The organism is Pseudomonas sp. RW3S2 (genome assembly GCF_014268955.1).
GTDB lineage: Bacteria > Pseudomonadota > Gammaproteobacteria > Pseudomonadales > Pseudomonadaceae > Aquipseudomonas > Aquipseudomonas wayambapalatensis.
The window spans coordinates 129,534-151,528 of the sequence record NZ_JABWRM010000008.1 but is presented as its reverse complement, the minus strand read 5'-3'; the positions used below and the strand labels follow the sequence as shown (position 1 = coordinate 151,528).

The 21,995-nt window shown below is 63.6% G+C and carries 22 protein-coding genes; 7 read left to right on the top strand and 15 right to left on the bottom strand.

The window, feature by feature from the left end; all coding sequences use genetic code 11:
- Positions 1-21 precede the first annotated feature (21 nt).
- Complete coding sequence (locus HU748_RS13580; RefSeq protein ID WP_186720697.1) at positions 22-225, bottom strand: hypothetical protein; 204 nt, start codon at positions 223-225, stop codon at positions 22-24.
- A gap of 269 nt (positions 226-494) precedes the next feature.
- Between HU748_RS13580 and HU748_RS13575 the strand changes: the two genes are divergently transcribed.
- Both HU748_RS13575 and HU748_RS13570 read left to right on the top strand, forming a co-directional pair.
- Positions 495-1,169 (top strand): heavy metal response regulator transcription factor, encoded by a 675-nt coding sequence (locus HU748_RS13575; RefSeq protein ID WP_186668589.1) that lies wholly within the window; start codon positions 495-497, stop codon positions 1,167-1,169.
- On the top strand, positions 1,166-2,551 hold the full coding sequence (locus tag HU748_RS13570) for a heavy metal sensor histidine kinase (RefSeq protein ID WP_186720696.1): 1,386 nt from the start codon (positions 1,166-1,168) through the stop codon (positions 2,549-2,551). Before HU748_RS13575 ends, HU748_RS13570 begins: the two co-directional genes overlap by 4 nt.
- A 117-nt stretch (positions 2,552-2,668) precedes the next feature.
- Here HU748_RS13570 and pdxJ read toward each other — a convergent pair whose 3' ends face one another.
- The 10 genes from pdxJ to rpoE all read right to left on the bottom strand — a co-directional run bounded on the left by pdxJ (position 2,669) and on the right by rpoE (position 12,689).
- Complete coding sequence (gene pdxJ / locus HU748_RS13565) at positions 2,669-3,412, bottom strand: pyridoxine 5'-phosphate synthase (protein ID WP_186668592.1); 744 nt, start codon at positions 3,410-3,412, stop codon at positions 2,669-2,671.
- A 43-nt stretch (positions 3,413-3,455) separates the two neighbouring features.
- Positions 3,456-4,139 (bottom strand): DNA repair protein RecO, encoded by a 684-nt coding sequence (gene recO, locus HU748_RS13560; RefSeq protein ID WP_186668594.1) that lies wholly within the window; start codon positions 4,137-4,139, stop codon positions 3,456-3,458.
- A gap of 145 nt (positions 4,140-4,284) precedes the next feature.
- Complete coding sequence (gene era, locus HU748_RS13555) at positions 4,285-5,187, bottom strand: GTPase Era (RefSeq protein WP_186668596.1); 903 nt, start codon at positions 5,185-5,187, stop codon at positions 4,285-4,287.
- The gene (gene rnc, locus HU748_RS13550) at positions 5,180-5,869 is read right to left on the bottom strand and encodes a ribonuclease III (protein ID WP_186668598.1); all 690 of its coding nucleotides are present in this window, start codon (positions 5,867-5,869) and stop codon (positions 5,180-5,182) included. The genes era and rnc overlap by 8 nt, the downstream gene beginning before the upstream one ends.
- 158 nt (positions 5,870-6,027) lie before the next feature.
- A complete protein-coding gene (gene lepB, locus HU748_RS13545) occupies positions 6,028-6,882 on the bottom strand; it encodes a signal peptidase I (RefSeq protein WP_054891835.1) in 855 nt (284 codons plus the stop codon).
- Positions 6,883-6,887: 5 nt separating this feature from the next.
- Positions 6,888-8,687: a translation elongation factor 4 gene (lepA, locus tag HU748_RS13540; protein WP_186668600.1), complete on the bottom strand. Its 1,800-nt coding sequence runs from the start codon at positions 8,685-8,687 to the stop codon at positions 6,888-6,890.
- 215 nt (positions 8,688-8,902) lie between these two features.
- Positions 8,903-10,336, bottom strand: a complete 1,434-nt coding sequence (locus HU748_RS13535; protein WP_186668602.1) for a DegQ family serine endoprotease — start codon at positions 10,334-10,336, stop codon at positions 8,903-8,905.
- A gap of 174 nt (positions 10,337-10,510) precedes the next feature.
- Positions 10,511-11,473 carry a MucB/RseB C-terminal domain-containing protein gene (locus HU748_RS13530; protein ID WP_186668604.1) on the bottom strand — a complete coding sequence of 321 codons (963 nt, stop codon included), beginning with the start codon at positions 11,471-11,473 and terminating at the stop codon, positions 10,511-10,513.
- Positions 11,474-11,485: 12 nt separating this feature from the next.
- On the bottom strand, positions 11,486-12,076 hold the full coding sequence (locus HU748_RS13525; protein ID WP_186668606.1) for an RseA family anti-sigma factor: 591 nt from the start codon (positions 12,074-12,076) through the stop codon (positions 11,486-11,488).
- A 31-nt stretch (positions 12,077-12,107) separates the two neighbouring features.
- The gene (gene rpoE / locus HU748_RS13520; RefSeq protein ID WP_003252049.1) at positions 12,108-12,689 is read right to left on the bottom strand and encodes an RNA polymerase sigma factor RpoE; all 582 of its coding nucleotides are present in this window, start codon (positions 12,687-12,689) and stop codon (positions 12,108-12,110) included.
- A gap of 435 nt (positions 12,690-13,124) precedes the next feature.
- Between rpoE and nadB the strand changes: the two genes are divergently transcribed.
- On the top strand, positions 13,125-14,729 hold the full coding sequence (gene nadB, locus HU748_RS13515) for an L-aspartate oxidase (protein ID WP_186668608.1): 1,605 nt from the start codon (positions 13,125-13,127) through the stop codon (positions 14,727-14,729).
- A gap of 60 nt (positions 14,730-14,789) precedes the next feature.
- Here nadB and HU748_RS13510 read toward each other — a convergent pair whose 3' ends face one another.
- Both HU748_RS13510 and HU748_RS13505 read right to left on the bottom strand, forming a co-directional pair.
- Entirely contained in the window at positions 14,790-15,245 is a 456-nt protein-coding gene (locus HU748_RS13510) for a protein YgfX (RefSeq protein WP_186720695.1), read from the bottom strand.
- A complete protein-coding gene (locus HU748_RS13505) occupies positions 15,229-15,483 on the bottom strand; it encodes a succinate dehydrogenase assembly factor 2 (protein WP_054891841.1) in 255 nt (84 codons plus the stop codon). Before HU748_RS13505 ends, HU748_RS13510 begins: the two co-directional genes overlap by 17 nt.
- A 135-nt stretch (positions 15,484-15,618) precedes the next feature.
- On the opposite strand from HU748_RS13505, the gene HU748_RS13500 reads away from it, so the two are divergent.
- Entirely contained in the window at positions 15,619-16,560 is a 942-nt protein-coding gene (locus HU748_RS13500; RefSeq protein WP_186720693.1) for a folate-binding protein YgfZ, read from the top strand.
- A 55-nt stretch (positions 16,561-16,615) separates the two neighbouring features.
- On the top strand, positions 16,616-17,422 hold the full coding sequence (locus tag HU748_RS13495; RefSeq protein WP_186668613.1) for an HDOD domain-containing protein: 807 nt from the start codon (positions 16,616-16,618) through the stop codon (positions 17,420-17,422).
- 18 nt (positions 17,423-17,440) lie between these two features.
- Here HU748_RS13495 and HU748_RS13490 read toward each other — a convergent pair whose 3' ends face one another.
- Positions 17,441-18,820, bottom strand: a complete 1,380-nt coding sequence (locus HU748_RS13490; RefSeq protein WP_186668614.1) for a sensor histidine kinase — start codon at positions 18,818-18,820, stop codon at positions 17,441-17,443.
- A complete protein-coding gene (locus tag HU748_RS13485) occupies positions 18,813-19,484 on the bottom strand; it encodes a response regulator (RefSeq protein WP_054891845.1) in 672 nt (223 codons plus the stop codon). The genes HU748_RS13490 and HU748_RS13485 overlap by 8 nt, the downstream gene beginning before the upstream one ends.
- A 201-nt stretch (positions 19,485-19,685) precedes the next feature.
- Here HU748_RS13485 and HU748_RS13480 point away from each other — a divergent pair, with 201 nt between their 5' ends.
- Positions 19,686-20,960, top strand: a complete 1,275-nt coding sequence (locus tag HU748_RS13480) for an OprD family porin (protein ID WP_186668615.1) — start codon at positions 19,686-19,688, stop codon at positions 20,958-20,960.
- Positions 20,961-20,991: 31 nt separating this feature from the next.
- On the top strand, positions 20,992-21,972 hold the full coding sequence (locus tag HU748_RS13475; RefSeq protein WP_186720691.1) for a tripartite tricarboxylate transporter substrate binding protein: 981 nt from the start codon (positions 20,992-20,994) through the stop codon (positions 21,970-21,972).
- The last annotated feature ends 23 nt before the right edge of the window (positions 21,973-21,995 follow it).

Sequence of the window (21,995 nt, the reverse complement as noted above, 5' to 3'; positions counted from 1 at the left end):
AGCACCGGTGCCTCACCAAGACTATTCCTTGGCCACCTCACGAGCCGTCTCCTGCGCCTGGCGCTCACGCTTGACCAGCACTTCCTGCCGGTCGCCGAACAGCCGCTGCTGTTCCTTGAGAAATGTATCCACGAACCGCTGCGAACGCTCCGCGCCACCCTCGGCGAAAACGCTGGTGCTGCCCACGGCGAAAATCGCCAGCAGCAGGTATTTGGTCAGGTTCATCGTGCTTGCCTCATGATCACCGTTCAGACAGCGCCATCCTAGCGAGGGGCAGCTAACGCCAAGGTGAGGTGGGCATTACAGTCTTGCAATGTGGTCCTGTGGGCTGTGTTTACCCGCGACGGAGCTCGAACAAGCAGCCAGATGACGCCCGCATTACAAATCGGTTATTTGCGCCGACAACGCGTTCTCATGCCGTAACATCCTGCAGCTTGACCCTAAAGCCCCTACAGGCTTGAGAATCGCGCCCTTTCCACCCCACAGAGCCCCCCATGCGCCTATTGATCATCGAGGACGAACCCCGCACCGCCGACTACCTGCAGCAGGGCCTGCGCGAAAACGGCTACGTGGTCGATTGCGCGTATACGGGCACCGATGGCCTGCACCTGGCGCGCCAGCACAGCTACGATCTGGTGATCCTCGACGTCAACCTGCCCGAGCTCGATGGCTGGGGCGTGCTGCAGCGCCTGCGTGCCGAATCGTCCACTCGGATCATGATGCTCACCGCGCACGGTCGCCTGGCCGACCGGGTCAAGGGCCTGGACCTGGGCGCCGACGACTATCTGCTCAAACCTTTCGAGTTCCCGGAGCTGCTGGCACGAATCCGCAGCCTGCTGCGGCGCAACGATCAGCACCTGCAACCGGACACCCTGAAAGTCGCCGACCTCGAGCTCGACCCCGGCCGGCATCGCGCCTGGCGTGGCGGCCAGCGCATCGACCTCACCGCCAAGGAGTTCACCCTGCTGCACCTGCTGATGCGCCAGAGCGGCGAAGTGCTCTCTCGTACGCAAATCATCTCGCTGGTGTGGGACATGAATTTCGACTGCGACACCAATGTGGTCGAGGTATCGATCCGCCGCCTGCGGGCCAAGATCGACGACCCCTTCGACAACAAGCTCATACACACCTTGCGCGGCGTGGGCTATGTACTCGAGGCTCGCACGTGAAAGGCCGCACCCTGTCGCTGCGCCTGGGGCTTTCGGTCACCCTGATGGGCGCCGCGCTGGTGCTGCTGCTGGCCTGCCTGGCAGTGTTCGCCCTCGACCACGAGCTGGACAGCCGCGCCCGTCGCGACCTGGCGCGCAAGATGATGCAAGTCGAGCACAACCTGCGGGTGGACCTGCGCAGCGATGACCTCGGCGCTCGCGCTCATCCCCTGCTCGACCTGGTGATGGGGCACGACAACCTTAGCCTCAATGTGCTGGCAATCAACGGGCGGCATCCGTCGCTGCTGAGCCTGGGCCCGGCGCTCGAGGCACAGGCCTTGCGCCAGCTACCGGCGGGGCAGCAACCAATCTTCACGCAATGGCGCGACAGCGACGGGCGGCAGATCCTCACCGTCACTCAATTGATGCGCCTGCGCGACGACCAGCCGGTGCGGGTGATGATGTCGCTGGACCGCGCCGACGACAATGCGCTGCTCCACGCCTACCTGAATTCGACCTTGCTGGCGCTGCCGATACTCTTGCTGCTGATCGGCATCGGTGCCTGGAAACTGGTGCAGCGCGGGCTCGACCCCTTGCGCCGGTTCCGCCGCATCGCCGGGCAGATCTGCGCACACGACCTGGCGCACCGCCTGCCGACCAGTGGCCTGCCCCAGGAACTGGCGGAGCTGGCCGGCAGCATCAACATCATGCTCGATCGCCTCGACCAGGGCGTTCGCCAGCTGTCGCAGTTCTCCGACGACCTGGCCCACGAACTGCGCACTCCCATCGGCAACCTGATGGGCAAGGCCCAGGTCACCCTGTCCCGCGAGCGCGACGGCAACCGCTACCGCGAGGCGCTGGAGGACAGCGTCGAGGAACTCACCCGCCTGAACCGCATCATCAATGACATGTTGTTCCTGGCCCAGGTCAGCCAACCCCAGGCGCTGGCCATGCTCAAGCCGCTGTCCTTGGCCGATGAAACCGCACGGGTGATGGCGCTGTTCGACTTCAGCGCCGAACTGAAAGGTATCGAGCTGCGTGCACACGGCTGGGGCACGGCACTGGCCGACCGGTTGATGTTCCAGCGGGCGCTGTCGAATCTGCTGAGCAATGCGATTCGCCATAGCCCGCAAGACCAGGTGATCGAACTGGGCATCGAGCGGCGCCAGGACCAGGTGTGGTTATGGGTGCAGAACCAGGGGCCCGGGATCGACGAAGCGCATCTGGCGCATCTGTTCGAGCGTTTCTACCGGGTCGGCTGTGGGCGCTCGCGACAGGAGGGTGGAACCGGGCTGGGGCTGGCGATCGTGAAGTCGATCATGCAATTGCATGGCGGCCGGGTCGAGGTGAGCAGCCAGGCTCAGGGGCCTACGCGGTTTACCCTGGTGTTTCGGGCGGAATGATGAGGGGGTCACACCGGCCCAATCGCGGGACAAGCCCGCTCCCACAAGTACCCGCTATTCTCATGGACAGCGGGTACTTGTGGGAGCGGGCTTGCCCCGCGATTGGGCCGGCACTGATCAGCGGGAACTGGCCGCCACGATCAGGGCCTTCATCTCTGCCACCGCCGCCTTGAAGCCGACGAACAATGCATGGGCCACCAGCGCATGGCCAATGTTCAGCTCATTGATACCCTTGATCGCTGCCACGGCCTCGACGTTATGGTAGTGCAGGCCATGCCCGGCATTGACGATCAGCCCCTGCCCCACGCCGAAGGCCACACCGTCGACGATACGCTTCAGCTCTTCGGCCACCTCGGTCGGGGTCTGTGCATCAGCATAGCGACCGGTATGCAACTCGATGGCCGGTGCGCCCACGCGACGCGACGCTTCGATCTGCCGCTCGTCGGCATCGATGAACAGCGACACCTCGGCCCCGGTACGCGCCAGGCGTTCCACCGCAGCCTTGATCCGCGCCTCCTGGCCGGCCACGTCCAGGCCACCTTCGGTGGTCAGCTCCTGACGGGTCTCGGGCACCAGGCAGATGTGCGCAGGGCGGATCCTCTCGGCAAAGAGCATCATTTCCTCGGTCACGCCCATCTCGAAGTTCATGCGCGTCTGCAACACGTCCTTGAGCAGCAGCACGTCACGCTCCTGGATGTGCCGACGGTCTTCGCGCAAATGCACGGTGATGCCGTCGGCACCCGCTTCCTCGGCATCCAGCGCGGCCTTGACCGGGTCCGGATAGCGGGTGCCCCGGGCCTGGCGCAGAGTGGCCACGTGATCGATGTTGACGCCGAGAAGCATGCGGTTGCTGTGAGTCACGAAAGGCTCTCCTGAAGATTGAGCCACACAGCATACGACGTGCTCAGCGCTTGCGAAACAGTTCCCGGCTGACCAGCGGCTTGGGCCCAAGGTGAACGGCAAGCGCCTGGCGCATCAGGCGCTTGGCCGCAAGCAGCGCGCCAGGTGCGTCCCAGTCAGCATCGGCCAGGGCCAACAGCTCTGTGCCAATGAACAGACCAGGCTGAAGCAGTTCGACCCGCTCCAGCCCGGCGTCCACCTGGAGTCGGTAGCGCCCCTCGGCGACGACCGCGTCATCGTTCACGTCGTGAGTCAGCGAGAAGGCATAACCCAACTCGTCCAGCAGACGCCATTCGAAGGCGCGCAGCAGCGGCTCCAACGGGCGACCGGCAGCCAGCGCCTCAAGGGTGAGGGTGTAGTGCTCGAACAGTGCAGGGAACGGCGCCTCGGCAGGAAGCAGGCGCATCAGCAACTCGTTGAGATACAGCCCGCTGAACAACGCATCGCCATGCAGCCAGCCGGCAAGGCCGACCGTATCCAACCGACCGACGTTCTTCAACTCGCCTCGCCCGCGCAACTCGACTTCCAGCGGCACGAAGGGGCGCACCGGGCTGCCGCCCTTGCCGCGCGCGCGCCGCAGCACCGCCCGCACACGGCCTTGGGCGGTGAAGAAGTCCACCAACGCGCTGGTTTCCTTGTAGGCGCGGCTGTGCAGGACGTAGGCGGGCTGCGGGGTGGGTTGGTCCATGAGCGGTCACTCGGTCTCAGGCAAAACGCACACCTGTAGGAGCGGGCTTGCCCGCGAAGAGGCCAGCCCAGGCACCGTGGATGCATGGCACGGGCGTTGCCCGTGTTCGCGGGCAAGCCCGCTCCTACAAGGTGCGCGGCGAGGCTTAGAGGTCGCCGTAACCCAGCGAACGCAGGGCTCGTTCGTCATCGGACCAGCCGCCCTTGACCTTGACCCAGAGGTTGAGCATGACCTTGGAGTCGAACAACACCTCCATGTCCTTGCGGGCCTCGGAACCAATGCGTTTGATACGCTCGCCCTTGTCGCCGATGATGATCTTCTTCTGGCCATCACGCTCGACCAGGATCAAGGCGTGGATGTGCAGCACATGCCCCTGCTGCTTGAATTCCTCGATCTCGACCGTGATCTGGTACGGCAGCTCGGCACCGAGCTGGCGCATGATCTTCTCGCGTACCAGTTCGGCCGCCAGGAAACGGCTGCTGCGGTCGGTGATCTGGTCTTCCGGGAAGAAGTGCTCGTTTTCCGGCAGGTGCTTGGCGATCTGAGCTTCCAGCGCGTCCAGGTTGTGCCCCTGCTGGGCCGAGATCGGCATCACTTCGGCGTTCGGAAGTTGCTCCTGCAGCCACTGCAGATGCGGGATCAGCTCGGCTTTCTCTTCCATGCGGTCGGTCTTGTTGACCGCGATGATGAGCGGGCCAGTGACGTACTGCACACGTTCGAGCACCAGTTGGTCCTCATCGGTCCAACGGGTGCGGTCGACCACGAAGATCACCACGTCGACATCCTTGAGGGCTGCCGAGGCGTTGCGGTTCATGTAGCGGTTCAAGGCCTTGTCGTTGGCCTTGTGCATGCCGGGGGTGTCGACGTAGATCGCCTGCACGTCACCTTCGGTCTTGATGCCGAGCATGTTGTGACGGGTGGTCTGCGGCTTGCGCGAGGTGATCGCCAGCTTCTGCCCGAGGATGTGGTTGAGCAGCGTGGACTTGCCCACGTTGGGGCGGCCGACGATGGCCACGTAACCGCAGCGGGTCGGATTGTTCTCAGTCATTGCCATTCTCCACGCCCAAGGCGATCAGTGCGGCGGCAGCGGCGACCTGCTCGGCGATACGCCGGCTCACGCCCTGACCGCGGCTCTTGTTGTTCAGCAGCACCACTTCGCATTCGACGAAGAAAGTGCGGCAATGAGGTTCGCCCTGGATATCCACCACTTCATAACGCGGCAGCTCGCAGGCACGCGACTGCAGGTATTCCTGCAGGCGCGTCTTGGGGTCCTTGTTGGTGTCGACCAAGGTCAGCCCATCGAACTCACCGGCCAACCAGGCCAGGATGCGCTCGCGGGCAGTCTGCATGTCGGCGTCCAGGTAGATCGCGCCGATCAGCGCTTCGAGGGCGTCGGCAAGAATGGACTCGCGGCGAAAACCACCGCTCTTGAGTTCACCCGAGCCAAGGCGCAAGTAGTCGCCCAGGTCGAAGCCACGGGCCAGGCGGGCCAGGGTTTCTCCTTTGACCAGGCGAGCGCGCAGGCGCGACAACTGGCCTTCGCGAGCCTGCGGGAAACGCTCGAACAGCGCCTCGCCAGCCACGAAATTGAGAATCGCATCGCCGAGAAACTCCAGGCGCTCGTTGTTGCGCCCGGCGTAGCTGCGGTGCGTAAGTGCCAGGAGCATCTGATCCCGGTCTTTGAAGGTATAGCCGAGCTTGCGCTCCAGGCGTTCGAGGGAAGCGCTCATGCAGCCACCCCTTCGTTGTTAAACGCGTTCAAATCAACATCCTGAAAGACTGTTTGGCTGTGTCACGCCGTCATGCAGCGGCGAATTTACCCATCCCTGAGAACACAGCCTATGTCAGAAATGCATTCGGCGCTGTCTGTGGACAGCGCCGAGGGGTATCAATGGATCAGACCGACCCGTGACAGGTTGGGGAAGTGGCTGAGTTTGGGCTCGGGCCAGCTCATCCAGACCGCAAAGGCCTTGCCGACGATGTTACGGTCCGGGACCATGCCCTGCAGCTCGCGCGGGATACTCGGGTCGTCCCAGTAGCGGCTGTCGTTGGAGTTGTCGCGGTTGTCGCCCATCATGAAGTAATGGCCAGCCGGCACGGTCCACTGCTGGTCCGGCGGCATGCGATAGCGGCTCATTTCCTTGCGGATCAGGTGCTCGGCTTCGCCCAGCTTCTCCTTGTACAACTCGGCGCTACCCAAGGATCCGGCTTCGGTGCCCACCAGTTGCTCAGCGACCAGCTGGTCGTTGACGTACAGGTGCTTCTCGTTGGTGTAGCGGATCCGGTCGCCCGGCAGACCGACCACACGCTTGATGTAGTTGACGTTCGGGTCGCTCGGGTAGCGGAACACCATGACGTCACCGCGCTGCGGGTCACCGACCTCGATGACCTTCTTGTCGATCACCGGCAGGCGGATACCGTAGGAGAACTTGTTCACCAGGATGAAATCGCCCACTTCCAGGGTCGGCTTCATCGAACCCGACGGAATCTGGAAGGGTTCGACCAGGAACGAGCGCAGCACCAGCACGATGAACAGTACCGGGAAGAACGACTTGCCGTACTCGACGAGCAACGGCTCCTTGTTCAGGCGCTCGACCACCGCGACCTCGGGCTGGCTGACGCTGCCCTGGTAGTTGGCGATCGCCGCTCGCCGGCGCGGGGCCAGGAACAGCAGATCGATCAGACCCAACAGGCCGCAGACAGCGACGGCGATGACTAGCAACAGCGGGAAATTTAGCGACATAGGACCTAGCTATCCAACCTGAGCACAGCGAGGAAGGCTTCCTGTGGGATCTCCACGTTGCCCACCTGCTTCATGCGTTTCTTACCGGCCTTCTGCTTCTCCAGCAGCTTCTTCTTACGGCTGACGTCACCGCCATAGCACTTAGCCAGTACGTTCTTTCTGAGCGCCTTGACAGTGGTCCGCGCAATGATCTGGCCGCCGATAGCTGCCTGGATCGCCACGTCGAACATCTGCCGAGGAATCAGTTCCTTCATCTTCTCGGTCAACGCACGGCCTTTGTAGGCCGCGTTGTCACGATGCACGATCAATGCCAGGGCATCGACCTTGTCGCCGTTGATCAGCACGTCCAGCTTGACCAGGTTGGCCGACTGGTAGCGATCGAAATGATAGTCCAGCGAAGCGTAGCCGCGGCTGGTGGATTTGAGCTTGTCGAAGAAGTCCAGCACCACTTCGTTCATCGGCAGGTCGTAGCGCACCTGTACCTGGCTGCCGAGGAACTGCATGTCACGCTGAACGCCACGCTTCTCGATGCACAGGGTGATGACGTTGCCCAGGTGCTCCTGCGGCACGAGGATGGTCGCCGTGACGATCGGCTCGCGGAAGTCCGCGACCGCCGAGACATCCGGCAGCTTCGACGGGTTGTCGACGACGATGGTTTCGCCGGTCTTGAGCTCCAGCTCGTAGATCACGCTCGGCGCGGTGGTGATCAGGTCCAGGTCGTATTCGCGCTCGAGGCGCTCCTGGATGATCTCCATGTGCAGCATGCCGAGGAAGCCGCAACGGAAGCCGAAGCCCAGGGCGTCGGAGCTTTCCGGCATGTACTGCAGCGACGAGTCGTTGAGCGTCAGCTTCTGCAGGGCGTCGCGGAAGTCCTCGAAATCGTCGGAGCTGACCGGGAACAGGCCGGCGTACACCTGCGGCTGGATCTTCTTGAAGCCAGGCAGCACCTCGACCTCGGGGGTCGAGGACAGCGTCAGGGTGTCGCCGACCGGCGCGCCGTGAATGTCCTTGATGCTGGCGATGATGAAGCCCACTTCGCCAGCCTTGAGGTCGGCGGTCTGGGTGTGTTTCGGGGTGAAGACACCGACGCTGTCGACCAGGTGCACCTTGCCGGTGGACTTGACCAGGATCTTGTCGCCCTTCTTGACCCGGCCCTGGCGCACACGCACCAGCGACACGACGCCCAGGTAGTTGTCGAACCAGGAGTCGATGATCAGCGCCTGCAGAGGGGCGTCGATCTCGCCTTCTGGCGCGGGAATGGTCTGCACCAGGCGCTCGAGCACCTCGTCCACGCCCATGCCGCTCTTGGCACTGCAGGCCACGGCTTCGGTGGCGTCGATGCCGATGATCTTCTCGATCTCGTCCTTGACGCGGTCCGGATCGGCCTGGGGCAGGTCCATCTTGTTCAGTACCGGCATGACCTCGAGGCCCTGCTCGATGGCGGTGTAGCAGTTGGCGACCGACTGCGCCTCGACGCCCTGACCGGCATCGACCACCAGCAGCGCGCCCTCGCACGCGGCCAGCGAACGCGAGACTTCGTAGGTGAAGTCGACGTGGCCGGGGGTGTCGATGAAGTTCAACTGGTAGGTTTTGCCGTCCTGCGCCTTGTAGTGCAGGGTGACGCTGTGGGCCTTGATGGTGATACCGCGTTCACGCTCGAGGTCCATGGAGTCGAGGACCTGGGCCTCCATTTCGCGCGCCGACAGGCCACCGCACATCTGGATGAAACGGTCGGCCAGCGTCGACTTGCCATGGTCGATGTGGGCGATGATGGAGAAATTGCGGATATGACTCAAATCACTCACGGGTCAACACTCGAAAAGGCTGCGAGCCGGACGCCCGCGGAAAAATAGCCGGGAATTGTACCTCAAGCCGGAGGGATATGGGAGATTCCTCTATCGCCACGCACACCTGCAAATGCGACATGAATTTGCTCGGCTCGCTGATGTTCCCACAGAACATCATGACACGCTCATGAAAAAGGGCAGCCGAAGCTGCCCTTTCCTACCCTTCACTCAGCCTATTCAGCCAACTTGAAGGTGATGAAGCTGGCGCGGCCCTGTCGCAGCACACGCATCGATACCGAACGGTTCTTCGGCAGGTCCTTGGCGATCTCGGTGAATTGCTTGGCCGAGCTGATCGCCTGGTTGTTCAGGTGGCTGATCACGTCGCCCGGACGCAGGCCAATCAGTGCTGCCGGACCATCCTGAACCTCCTTGATGACCACACCACCCTTGAGCTCGAGCGACTTCTTCTGCTCGTCGCTGAGGTCGGCGACCGAGACGCCCAGGCGGTTGCTGTTGCGCTCCACGCCTGCCTGGCCAGCGGTGCCAATGTCGGCATCGTCTTCAGGGAGTGCACCGATGGTGATGTCCAGGGTCTGGCGCTTGCCTTCGCGGATGATCTCGAGCTTGGCTTTCTGGCCATCCTTGAGACCGCCGACCAGGTGTGGCAGGTCTGCGGACATGACGATCGGCTGGCCGTTCATGCTCAGGATCACGTCACCGACCTGCAGGCCGCCCTTGGCCGCAGGGCCGTTTTCCAGCACCTGGGCTACCAGCGCACCGGCAGGCTTGTCGAGCCCGAAGGACTCGGCCAGGTCCTTGTTCACTTCCTGGATCACCACGCCGAGCCAGCCGCGGCTGACCTTGCCGTCTTTCTTCAACTGGTTCGAGACATCGATCGCCACGTCGATCGGGATGGCGAACGACAGGCCCATGAAGCCGCCGGAGCGGGTGAAGATCTGCGAGTTGATACCCACGACCTCACCCTTCATGTTGAACAGCGGGCCGCCGGAGTTACCCGGGTTGATCGCGACGTCGGTCTGGATGAACGGCACGTAGGTGTCGTTGGGCAAGGTACGCCCCTTGGCGCTGACGATACCCTTGGTCACCGAATGATCGAAACCGAACGGCGAGCCGATGGCCAACACCCACTCACCGACCTTCAGCTTCTCGGAATCGCCCAGCTTGACGGTCGGCAGATTCTTGCCATCGACCTTGAGCAGTGCCACGTCGGTGCGCGGGTCGGTGCCAACCAGCTTGGCTTGCAGTTCGCTGCGATCGGACAGGCGGACGATGATCTCGTCGGCATCGGCGACAACATGGTTGTTGGTCAGGACATAACCATCGCTGGAGATGATGAAGCCCGAGCCCAGCGACTGAGCCTCACGCTGGCGATCGCCACGCGGGGAGCGCGGCTGCTGCGGCATGTTGCGCTCGAAAAACTCGCGGAACATCGGAGGCAGGCCCTCCAGGTCGGGCATCTGCCCGGCGGCGACGCGACGGTCCGGCAGTTTTTGCTTGGTACTGATGTTGACCACCGCCGGCGAGGCTTGCTCGACCAGGGTGGTGAAGTCCGGCAGTGCTTCCTCGGCCTGGGCGGTAAGCACCTGGCCGAGCATCAACACGGCGGCGAACATCGATAGATAGGTTTTCAAGCGTGGTATTGACATACGGCTCCCGTCACAACGAGCGTAGTTAGCAGAAGGGCCCCTGCAGATGCAGGAAAGGCCAGACTCCAGGAAGTCTGACCTATAGAAAATTTACCAGTTGATTGCAAATGACAATGCTTTAATTTCATGTCAGCTGCGCGCCTGACAGCTTGTAGGAAGGGTCTGGGACGGTCATTACCGCGCCTGGACATCCTGGGCGCGCATCGACAATGCCACGCGCTCGGCGGTCCCCAGCGGAATCTCTCCGACCACGGTGACCATGACCTTGCCCTTGGGTGTGTTCAGATGCCGCGAGACAGCGACGGTAGGCCCCAGTTGCGCACGGGTATCGGTACCGGCGTCTTCCTTGATCGGCTCGAGAAAGACGGAGAACCGCGCCAGCCCATCGTCGTACATCAGGCTGCTGACGGTGCTGTTGCGTTCGGGATCACGGCGCACGGCGCTGTTGACCAGCTCGAAGCCAGGCGGCAGCCAGTCGGAACGCCAGCCAGCGACAGTTTCAGGCTTCGCCGCCGCAAGAGGCTGCACCGGCTTGCACGCGGAACTGGCCTGCAGGTCGCGATCGGTCGGAACATCATCGGTATCCAGGCGGGTCATCTGGAAGCGCTCGAGCAACTGGCCCTTGTCGTTGAGCATCAACGACCGCAGCGGCAGGCCGGTCTGGCGATCCAGGTGAAGTTCAAAGGCGTAACGGTGCTGGTCGCGTGGAGTGAGGGTGACGATCACCGCGTCGCGCCCGGCGATACGTGCCTTGCCAGCCACACCCAGGTCGTACCAGCTCATCAGCTTCAGAGGATCGAGCACTCGCGGGGCGGAATCGGGCGGCGTACCGACCCCGCTGACCAGGGAACCACTGACGCACTGCACCTTGCCGTCGACCCGCACGATTTCCTGGGCTGCGCCATCGAGCTGCAACAACCGCTCGCTGACTTTGCCGTCCTGGACGCGATGCCAGATATCGTGGGAAGAAAAACTGCCGTTACGTTCGTAGACGAAAGAACCCTGGTAACTCTGCCCTTGCTCGGCCTGTGCCAGCTTGTTCAGCCACTCGCTCGCCTCGGGCGAAGAGTTGGCCGCCAATGCCGGCACCGTGATGCAACTGCCGAGCAGCAGCGACAGAAGAGGTAGCGCGCGCATGATCCTCCTTACTTAGCGATTTTCCAGGCTGGCGGCGCGTGCGTAAGGCAGAGCGGTTTCAGTGCCCTTCAGCGCAGACTCCTGAGCGTGCTGGCGCAGGTAACCTGGCAGACGCTGATCCCAGCCGGCCTGGTTCTGCAGCACACCGTTGGCCATCGGCCCGGTCGGTTGCTCACTGCTCTCACTATAGCCTGCCAGAACGGCTGGACCTTGAGTCTGCGGTACGGTGACCCCCTGCTGCACAGGTTGCTGCGAAGCAAGTTGCGCGCCGTTGATCTCATCCTGGTTGTACAGGCGTACGCCCGCCAGCACAGCGACGGTCACCGAAGCGGCAACGGCCAGGCGACCAATGCTGCGCCACGGGCCACGCTTGGCCTTGACCGGGACGGCTTCGTCGGCCAGCGCGGCAGAAACGGCCGACGCGATGTCGAGCTTGGGCAGCAGCAGCTCCTTGTGCATGGCTGCGCGAGCGACCTGGTAACGCGACCAGGTGGCACGGGTCTCGGCATCATCGACCGCGTTCAGCACGCGACGTAATTCCAGTTCGTCCGCTTCGTTATCCATTACCGCGGACAGCGATTCCTGCAAAGCTTCACGACTCATGGCGGTTCCTCTCTTGGCTGTCGCCGCTGTCTCAGGTTTCCTGCAACAGGGGTTGCAGGGCTTTGTCTATGGCCTCCCGAGCGCGGAAGATTCGAGAGCGCACGGTACCCACCGGACATTGCATGACACTGGCAATGTCTTCGTAACTCAGCCCGTCGAACTCGCGCAGGGTCAATGCCGTGCGCAGGTCTTCGGGCAGTTGCTGGATGGTGCGATGGACAGTGCCTTCGATTTCATCCCGCAACAACGAGCGCTCTGGGGACTCGAGATCCTTGAGACCATGATCGCCGTCGTAGAACTCCGCATCCTCGGAGCTCACATCGCTGTCTGGCGGCCGTCTTCCACGGGACACCAGGTAATTCTTCGCCGTGTTGATGGCGATGCGGTACAGCCACGTGTAGAACGCACTGTCACCGCGGAAGTTGCCAAGCGCACGGTAGGCCTTGATGAAAGCTTCCTGCGCCACGTCCTGCGCTTCATGGGTGTCGTGTACAAAACGCACGATCAACCCGAGAATCTTGTGCTGATACTTCAGCACCAACAGATCGAACGCTCGCCTGTCACCGCGCTGCACGCGCTCGACAAGCTGCTGATCCTCTTCCTGGGTTAGCATGAACACTCCTCAGTGAACTCAAAGGAGCGTTGCGACAGCCATCGTTCAGGCTTGCAACCATAGACTCGGGCTTTGCGCAAAAGTTCTCCCCTCCAAGCAAGTTTCCTGCGGCCTCTGGTCGGCTCGCACGAAAAAGACACAGCGCGGTCGCAGCCGGCTGCGTCGATAATCGGTGTCTCGAATACACAGGTTTCAGCCCGGGTAGAGCCGCTGTCCTGCGTCGCCTCGGCAATCGTGGCAGACGGGCAGCCTTCTTGAGATTTGCAGGGGTACTGGAAAGTTCCCACAAAGTCGCCACGCCTGCGCAACCGCCATTGGAAATCCGACGCCGGGGGCTGCTATAAAGGCAGCCCGGCATCTTTCACGATAGTTTCACAATGCCATATACGCATCACTATTGTGCCGCTCCCCTTCCCTAGTTACTAGTGTCCCGACATGAGCCAACAATTCCAACATGATGTCCTGGTGATCGGCAGTGGCGCCGCCGGTCTCAGCCTGGCACTGAACCTTCCCGGCCACCTGCGCGTCGCGGTCCTGAGCAAGGGCGACCTCGCCAACGGCTCTACCTTCTGGGCCCAGGGCGGTGTCGCCGCGGTACTGGACGACACCGACACGGTGCAATCGCACGTCGAGGACACGCTCAATGCAGGCGGTGGCCTGTGCCATGAAGACGCCGTGCGATTCACCGTCGAACACAGCCGCGAAGCCATCGAGTGGCTGATCGAGCAGGGCGTGCCCTTCACCCGCGATGAACACCACAGCGTCGACGACGGCGGCTTCGAGTTCCACCTCACCCGTGAAGGCGGTCACAGCCACCGCCGCATCATCCATGCCGCCGATGCCACGGGCGCCGCGATCTTCACCACGCTTCTGGAACAGGCGCGCCAGCGCCCGAACATCGACCTGCTCGAACAGCGTGTAGCCGTGGACCTGATCACCGAGCGGCGCCTGGGCCTGCCCGGCGAACGCTGCCTGGGCGCCTACGTGCTCGACCGCAACAGCGGCGAGGTGGACACCTTCGGCGCACGCTTCACGGTGTTAGCGACAGGCGGCGCGGCCAAGGTCTATCTCTACACCAGCAACCCCGACGGCGCCTGCGGTGATGGCATTGCCATGGCCTGGCGCGCCGGCTGTCGGGTGGCGAACCTTGAGTTCAACCAGTTCCACCCAACCTGCCTGTACCACCCGCAAGCCAAAAGTTTCCTGATCACCGAGGCCCTGCGTGGCGAAGGTGCGCTGCTGCGCCTGCCCAACGGCGAGCGCTTCATGCCGCGCTTCGACCCGCGCGAAGAGTTGGCGCCACGGGATATCGTCGCTCGCGCCATCGACCACGAGATGAAGCGCCTGGGCGTGGACTGCGTGTACCTGGACATCACCCACAAGCCGGTCGAGTTCATCAAGAGCCACTTCCCCACGGTCTACGAACGCTGCCTGACCTTCGGCATCGACATCACTCGCCAGCCGATCCCGGTGGTACCGGCAGCGCACTACACCTGCGGCGGCGTGATGGTCGACGAGCGCGGCCACACCGACGTACCGGGCCTGTATGCCATTGGCGAGACCAGTTTCACCGGCCTGCACGGCGCCAATCGCATGGCCAGCAATTCGCTGCTGGAGTGCTTCGTCTACGGCCGCGCGGCTGCCGCGGACATCGAGGCGCACCTGGATCAAGTCGGCAGGCCGCAGGCCCTGCCTTGCTGGGATGCCAGCCAGGTCACCGATTCGGATGAAGACGTGATCATCGCGCACAACTGGGACGAACTGCGGCGATTCATGTGGGACTACGTCGGCATCGTGCGCACCAGCAAACGCCTGCAGCGCGCCGAGCACCGGGTTCGCCTGCTGCTGGATGAAATCGATGAGTTCTATAGTAACTACAAGGTCAGCCGCGACCTGATCGAGCTGCGCAACCTGGCACAGGTGGCCGAGCTGATGATTCGCTCGGCGATGCAGCGCAAGGAAAGCCGTGGGCTGCACTACACCCTGGACTACCCGGGGATGCTGGGTGAGGCCAGGGATACGATACTCAGCCCGACCTGAGCCTGGCGCCGGCCTTTTCGCCGCGGCGACTTGCCCGCGAAGAGGTCGGCAACACCCACTTCACTCTACAGCCATCACCCATCGGCGTCGGCTGAACTTCAAGCGCACACGAAGCTGTCGGTGCTCATCCGCCGTCAGCGCATCCCTTGGAATGCACTGGCTCTGGGCAACCCGCCGCCCTTCGCGCACGAAGCGCAACACCACCATCACCGGCAGCGCGACGCTGTCACGGCACAACCTCACCCGCTGCCAGCCATGGGCACGGCTGAACGCCTGCCAGCCACGCGCATCACGGCGCAGACCGCTCACGGCATCAGGATGGGTCAGGAGGATACGACGGGGAATCACCCAACAGGCATGGGCGAGGCAGGCAATCAGCACGCAGGTTGCCAACCACCAAGGCAAGGCACTGAACCACAGAGTGGCGAGCGCCAGCGCCTGCCCGGCAAGATAGGCCGTCAGCAGCAGGCGCGAGCCCTGCCAACGGCACTCGAAGCACTCACTTGGGCTGGACACGGTCCAGGATGATGCGGACCATGCGCTGCAGCTCAGGGTCTTCGGATTCGTTACGCTCCATGAACCAGCCGAACATGTCCTGGTCCTCGCAGGTCAACAGGCGGCGGTACAGTTCGCGATCCGCTTCGCTCAGGTTCGGGTAAACCTCCTGGGTGAAGGGTACGAGCAGCACGTCCAGCTCCAGCATGCCGCGGCGGCTGTGCCAGAAAAGCCGGTTGAGTTCAGTTTGTTCGACCATGGGGCCCTCCTCGAATGGTCGCGCAGTATACCGCGCTGCAACCACAGCGGCACGAGGCATTGGTCTAGTCACCTACCTATTTTGTTACTGGCGTTCTATGATGGCCGCCAGTCTTTATAGCTACCGCGATGACCCATGGCCGACTCCGCTTTCTTCTGTCCCCTGTCCCACGAGGGCATCCTCGCTGTCCGCGGCTCCGACGCCGGCAAGTTCCTGCAAGGCCAGCTGACCTGCAACCTCGACTATCTGAATCCGCAGCACGCCAGTCTCGGCGCTCGCTGCATGGTCAAAGGCCGCATGCAATCCAGCTTCCGCATCCTGCCCGAAGGCAATGGCTATCTGCTTGCCATGGCCAGCGAACTGCTCGAGGCGCAATTGGCGGATCTGAAGAAGTACGCGGTGTTCTCCAAGGCCACGCTGACCGACGAAAGCCCCGCCTGGGTACGCTTCGGCCTGCAGCAGGGCGATGCCGCGCTGCACGCGCTGGGGCTTGAAACACCACAGGCAGCCGGCGCCACCGTGCGTCATGAAGGGCTCGTCGCCATCGCTGTCTCGCCTGCACGCGTCGAACTGTGGGTGCCCGCCGAACAGGCCGCCAACGTGCGCGAAGTCCTCGCCGCCGCACTGCCCGAAGGCACGCTGGATTCCTGGCTGCTGGGCCAGATCCGCGCCGGCATCGGCCAGGTCATGGGCCCGACCCGTGAACTGTTCATCCCGCAGATGATCAACCTGCAGGCCGTCGACGGCGTGAGTTTCAAGAAGGGCTGCTATACCGGCCAGGAAATCGTCGCGCGCATGCAGTACCTGGGCAAGCTCAAGCGTCGCCAGTATCGCCTCTCGCTGCCCGTGGACGAAGCCCCCGCACCCGGCGCAGAGATCTTCTCGCCCACCCACGGCTCCTCGGTCGGCGAGGTGGTCATCGCGGCACCGGCCGAGCAAGGTGTCGAACTGCTGGCAGTGCTCAGCGCCGACTCGGTGGAAGATGACAACCTGCACCTGGGCAGCCTCGAAGGCCCACGCCTGACCCTGCTCGACCTGCCCTACGAACTGGACCGCGATCGGGAAATCCAGCGCTGACCAGCCCGCCCCGCCGCTGCGGCGGGGCAGCCCCACCACTGCGGTAGAGAAGTCCATGAACAAGCTGGCCGAGATGGTTCAAGCGCAGTTGCTCGCTGCCATCGACAACGACGACCTGGTCCTGCCCACGCTGCCCGAGGTTGCCCTGAGCATCCGCGAAGCCGCCGAAGACAGCGAAATCAGCGTGGCCGCCTTGAGCCGCGTGATCGGTCGCGATGCTGCGCTGTCGGCGCGCCTGATCAAGGTGGTCAACAGCCCGCTGCTGCGCGCACTGGTGGAGGTCACCGACCTGCACACCGCGATCACACGCCTGGGCGTCAACTACAGCTGCAACCTGGCTATCGGCCTGGTGATCGAACAGATCTTCCATGCCCGATCGCCGGCGGTGGAACACAAGCTGCGCGATATCTGGGAAAACAGCCTGGAAGTGGCGGGCATCAGTTACGAAATCTGCAGACGCTACACCCACCTCAAACCCGACCAGGCCACCCTGGGTGGTCTTGTGCACCAGATCGGCGCCCTGCCGGTACTGATCTACGCCGAAGAGCACAACGAGCTGCTGTCCGACCCGGTGTGCCTGCACTTCGTGATCGAACAGATCCATCCCGTGCTGGGCGACAAGATCCTCAGCGCCTGGGAGTTTCCCGAGCAACTGGTCAACCTGCCCAGCCAGGTCCAGGACCTGGAGCGCGAGACCGACAAGATCGACTACATCGGCATCGTCCAGATCGCCCGCTCGCTCAGCCTGCGCGGGCGCGGCCAGCCCTTGACCAGCCTGCCCGCCTACAAGCTGCTGCGCTTGCCGGAGGGCAAAGAGCTGGATCTGCTGGAGCTGGTCGAGGCACGGGACATGTTGCGCTGACTGCCGCGGGTGCGGCGGTCAATCCGCGATGAAGCTCACCCGCACCTTCAAACCGCCGTTGTCGCCATCATGCAGGCTGATCTGCGCCAGATGCGCACGGCAAATTTCGCCGACGATCGCCAACCCTAGCCCACTGCCTTGGGCACTGCGCCGGTAGAAGCGCTCGAACACGCGCTCGCGATCATCCAGTGGAATCCCCGGCCCATCGTCCTCGACCTCCAGCACCGCAGGGGCCAGCACGCGCAGGATCACGTTGCCGCCCATCGGTGTGTGGGCCAGGGCATTGTCCACCAGGTTGCTGAGCAGCTCGTTGAGCAAGGTCGGCTCGCCCTTCAGCCAAACCGGCGCCTCGGCTTCCAGCGCCAGGGCAACACCCCGGGCATGGGCCAGCGGCGCCATGGCCATGCCCAGTTCGCGGGCCAGCTGGCTGAGATCCAGGCGCTTTGCACCGCCTTCGGCAATTGCCCGGGCGCCATTTTCCACACGGGCCAGCGACAGCAACTGGTTGGCCAGGTGGGTAAGGCGATCAGTCCCCTGGGCCGCAGACTCCAGGGTCTGGCGCCACTCCTCGGGCTCCCGCGAGCGCAAGCCCAACTCCACCCGAGCCTTGAGCGCCGCCAGTGGTGTGCGCAACTCGTGGGCAGCATCGGCGATGAACTGCGCCTGGCGCTCGAACTGGCCGCGCAGCCGCTCGGTGAAGTGGTTCAAGGCCCGAACCAGCGGCCCCAGTTCATGCTGCACCTGCACCACCGGCAGGGCCCGCAGATCGTCGGGCTGACGGGCCTCCACCGCCGTGCGCAGACGCTCCAGCGGACGCAGTGCAGCACTGACCGCGAACCACACCATCACCAGCGCGCCCAGCGCAAGCATGCCCAGGCGCAGCAACGTGTCGGCCATCAGTCCGCGCGCCATGCTCACCCGCGCCTCTTCGGTCTCGGCCACGCGGATCTCGGCCATGCCGTTCATGTTCGGTTCGCTGACGGCCTTGAGCAGGCTCACCACGCGCACATCCTGGCCCAGGTAAGTGGCGTTGTAGAAGCGCGCCAGTGCCGGATAGTCGTCGGTGCGCGGTGTGCCAGGGGGCGGCGGCGGCAGCTTCTCGTAACCGGAAATCAGCCTCTGGTGGATATCCAGCACCTGGTAGTAGATGCGTCCGGCGCTGTCGTAGGCGAAGGTGTCCAGCGCCACATAGGGCACATCGGCGCTGAGCGTGCCATCACGCTGGGAAAGGCCGGCGGCAATGGTCCGCGCCGAGGCCAGCAGCGTGCGGTCATAGGCGGTGTCGGCGGCCTCGCGGCCATTCCAGTAAGCGCTCAGGCCGCTGGCCAGCATCAGCACCACGAGCAACAGCGCCAGGTTGCCGAGCAGGCGCGCGCGCAGGCTGCCGTTGTCACGCATCGCGATGCTCGAGCAGGTAGCCCAGGCCGCGGAACGTGACGATCGCCACCGGGTGGCCATCGAGCTTCTTGCGCAGGCGATGGATGTAGATCTCGATGGCATCGGGGCTGGCTTCTTCGTCCAGGCCAAACACCTGTGCGGCCAATTGCTCCTTGCTCATCACCCGCCCGGGACGGGCGATCAGCGCCTCGAGCACGCTCTGTTCGCGCGAGGTCAAGGTCAGCGGCTCGTCACCCAGCGCAAAGCGCCGCGTGTCCAGGTCATACACCAGGGGCCCGCAACGTTGCTGACGTTCGCCACCGAGCACGCTACGGCGCAGCAGTGCCTTGACCCGCGCCTCAAGCTCGGTGAGCTCGAAAGGCTTGGCCAGGTAGTCGTCGGCCCCAAGGTTCAGGCCGTGCACGCGGTCCTTGACGTCGCTGCGCGCGGTGAGCATCAGCACCGGCAGGGTCTTGCCCCGCGAGCGCAGGCGCGCCAGCACTTCGAAACCGTCCATGCGCGGCAGGCCGACATCCAGCACGGCGACAGCATAGTCCTCGCTGGCCAGGGCCAGGTCGGCGGCCACGCCGTCATGCAGCACATCCACGGTCAAGCCCTGGCTCTTGAGGGCCTGGGCCACGCTTTCAGCCAACGGCAGATGGTCTTCGACCAGCAACACACGCATCGGATTCTCCCTGCTCGGGTTGGGCGGTGGCGCGGAGTGTAACGCCCTCGCCGGCACTGTGAAGCCCTTGTGACAAACCTTTCGCGCTGAAAGGTTAGCGAAAGGTTCGCCACCTAGCATCGCACCACGGTCGCTCCACGCGCCGAAAAAAGCACCAGCAAGGTGCAACGAATAAGAACAATAAAACGGAGTCAGACGACGATGCTGTCAATGCAGCCCAGCCGGTCCCTTTCCGCCCGCCCTTCCACGCTCGCCAGCGCCATTGCCCTTGCCGGCATTGCTCCGATGAGCCAGGCCGCCTTCTTCGAAGACAGTACGGCCACCTTCGAAACCCGAAACATGTACTTCAATCGCGACTTCCGCGATGGCACCAGCGCGCAACAATCCAAACGCGACGAATGGGCCCAGGGCTTCATGCTCAATTTCGAATCCGGCTATACCGACGGCACCGTGGGCTTCGGCCTCGACGCCCTGGGCATGCTCGGCATCAAGCTCGACTCCAGCAAGGACCGCACAGGCACCGGCCTGCTGCCGACCCATGACGACGGCAAGGCGGCCAACGAGTACTCCAAGCTCGGCCTGACCGGCAAGGTCAAGATCTCCCAGACCGAGTTGAAAGTCGGCACCCTGATCCCGGAACTGCCGACGCTGCAGCCCAACGATGGGCGCATCCTGCCGCAGACCTTCGAAGGCGGCCTGCTCACCTCCCGCGAGATCAAGAACCTGACCTTCACTGGCGGGCGCCTTGAAAAGGCCAAGGACCGTGACGACACCAACTGGGAAGACCTGGCGCTGAACAACAAGAACGGCCGCTTCGGTGGTACGTTCCGCGCCGACCACTTCGACCTGGGTGGCCTGGACTACAAGTTCACCGACCGCATCACCGGCAGCTACCACTTCGCCCAGCTCGATGACATCTACCGCCAGCACTTCGTCGGCATGGTCGCCACACAGCCCTGGGGGCCGGGCACCTTCGGCGCCGACCTGCGCCTCTCGAAGAGTGACGAACAGGGCAAGGCCCTGGCCGGCAAGATCGACAACACCACGGTCAACGGCATGCTCAGCTACGCGCTCAGCGGCCACAAGTTCAGCGCCGCCTACCAGCACCTGTCCGGCGACAGCGCCTTCCCCTATGTCGACGGCGCCGACCCGTACCTGGTCAACTTCGTCCAGATCAACGACTTCGCCGGCGCCGACGAACGCTCCTGGCAAGTACGCTACGACTACAACTTCGCTTCCCTGGGCATTCCTGGCCTGACCTTCATGACCCGCTACATCAACGGCGACAACGTCAGCCGCGCCGATGGCAGCGAGGGCAAGGAATGGGAACGCAACACCGAGTTCAAGTATGTGGTGCAGAGCGGTCCGCTGAAGAACGTCGCGGTGCGCCTGCGCAACGCTACCTTCCGCTCCAACTTCGCCCGCGACGCCGATGAAGTACGCCTGCTGGTCAGCTACAGCGTGGCCCTGTGGTAACCCATAACAACAACACTCACGGAGATAGACGATGAACCTTTCACTGCGCCGACTCGTCCTGGCCACCGGCTGCCTGCTGCTGGCCGGCAACGCCCTGGCCGCCGAACCGAAACGCCCCGAATGCATCGCCCCGGCCTCGCCCGGCGGTGGTTTTGACCTGACCTGCAAACTGGTGCAGAGCGCACTGGTCGAGGAGAAAATCCTCAGCAAACCCATGCGCGTCACCTACATGCCAGGCGGTGTCGGCGCGGTGGCCTACAACGCCGTGGTAGCCCAGCGTCCGGCCGATGGCGGTACGCTGGTGGCCTGGTCCAGCGGCTCGCTGCTGAACCTGGCCCAGGGCAAGTTCGGCCGCTTCGACGAGAACGCGGTGAAATGGCTGGCCGCCGTCGGCACCAGCTATGGCGCCATCGCAGTGAAAAGCGACTCGCCCTACAAGACCCTCGATGACCTGGTTGCCGCACTGAAGAAAGACCCGAGCAAGGTGGTGATCGGTTCCGGCGGCACCGTCGGTAGCCAGGACTGGATGCAGACCGCGCTGATCGCCAAGGCTGCCGGCATCAACCCGCGCGACCTGCGCTACGTGGCCCTGGAAGGCGGCGGCGAAATCGCCACCGCGCTGCTCGGCGGCCATATCCAGGTGGGTTCGACCGACATTTCCGACTCCATGCCACACATCCAGAGCGGCAGCATGCGCATCCTCGCGGTGTTCTCGGAAAATCGCCTGGACGAGCCTGAAATGAAGAACATCCCGACCGCCAAGGAGCAGGGCTACGACATCGTCTGGCCGGTGGTGCGCGGCTTCTACGTCGGCCCGAAGGTGAGCGACGAAGAGTACGCCTGGTGGAAAGCGTCGTTCGACAAGCTGCTGGCCTCGGAAGACTTCGCCAAGCTGCGTGACCAGCGCGAGCTGTTCCCGTTCGCCATGACCGGTGAAGAGCTCGATGGCTATGTGAAGAAGCAGGTCGCCGACTACAAGACCCTGGCCAAGGAATTCGGCCTGATCCAGTAATCTCGGCCCTTGTGGGAGCGGGC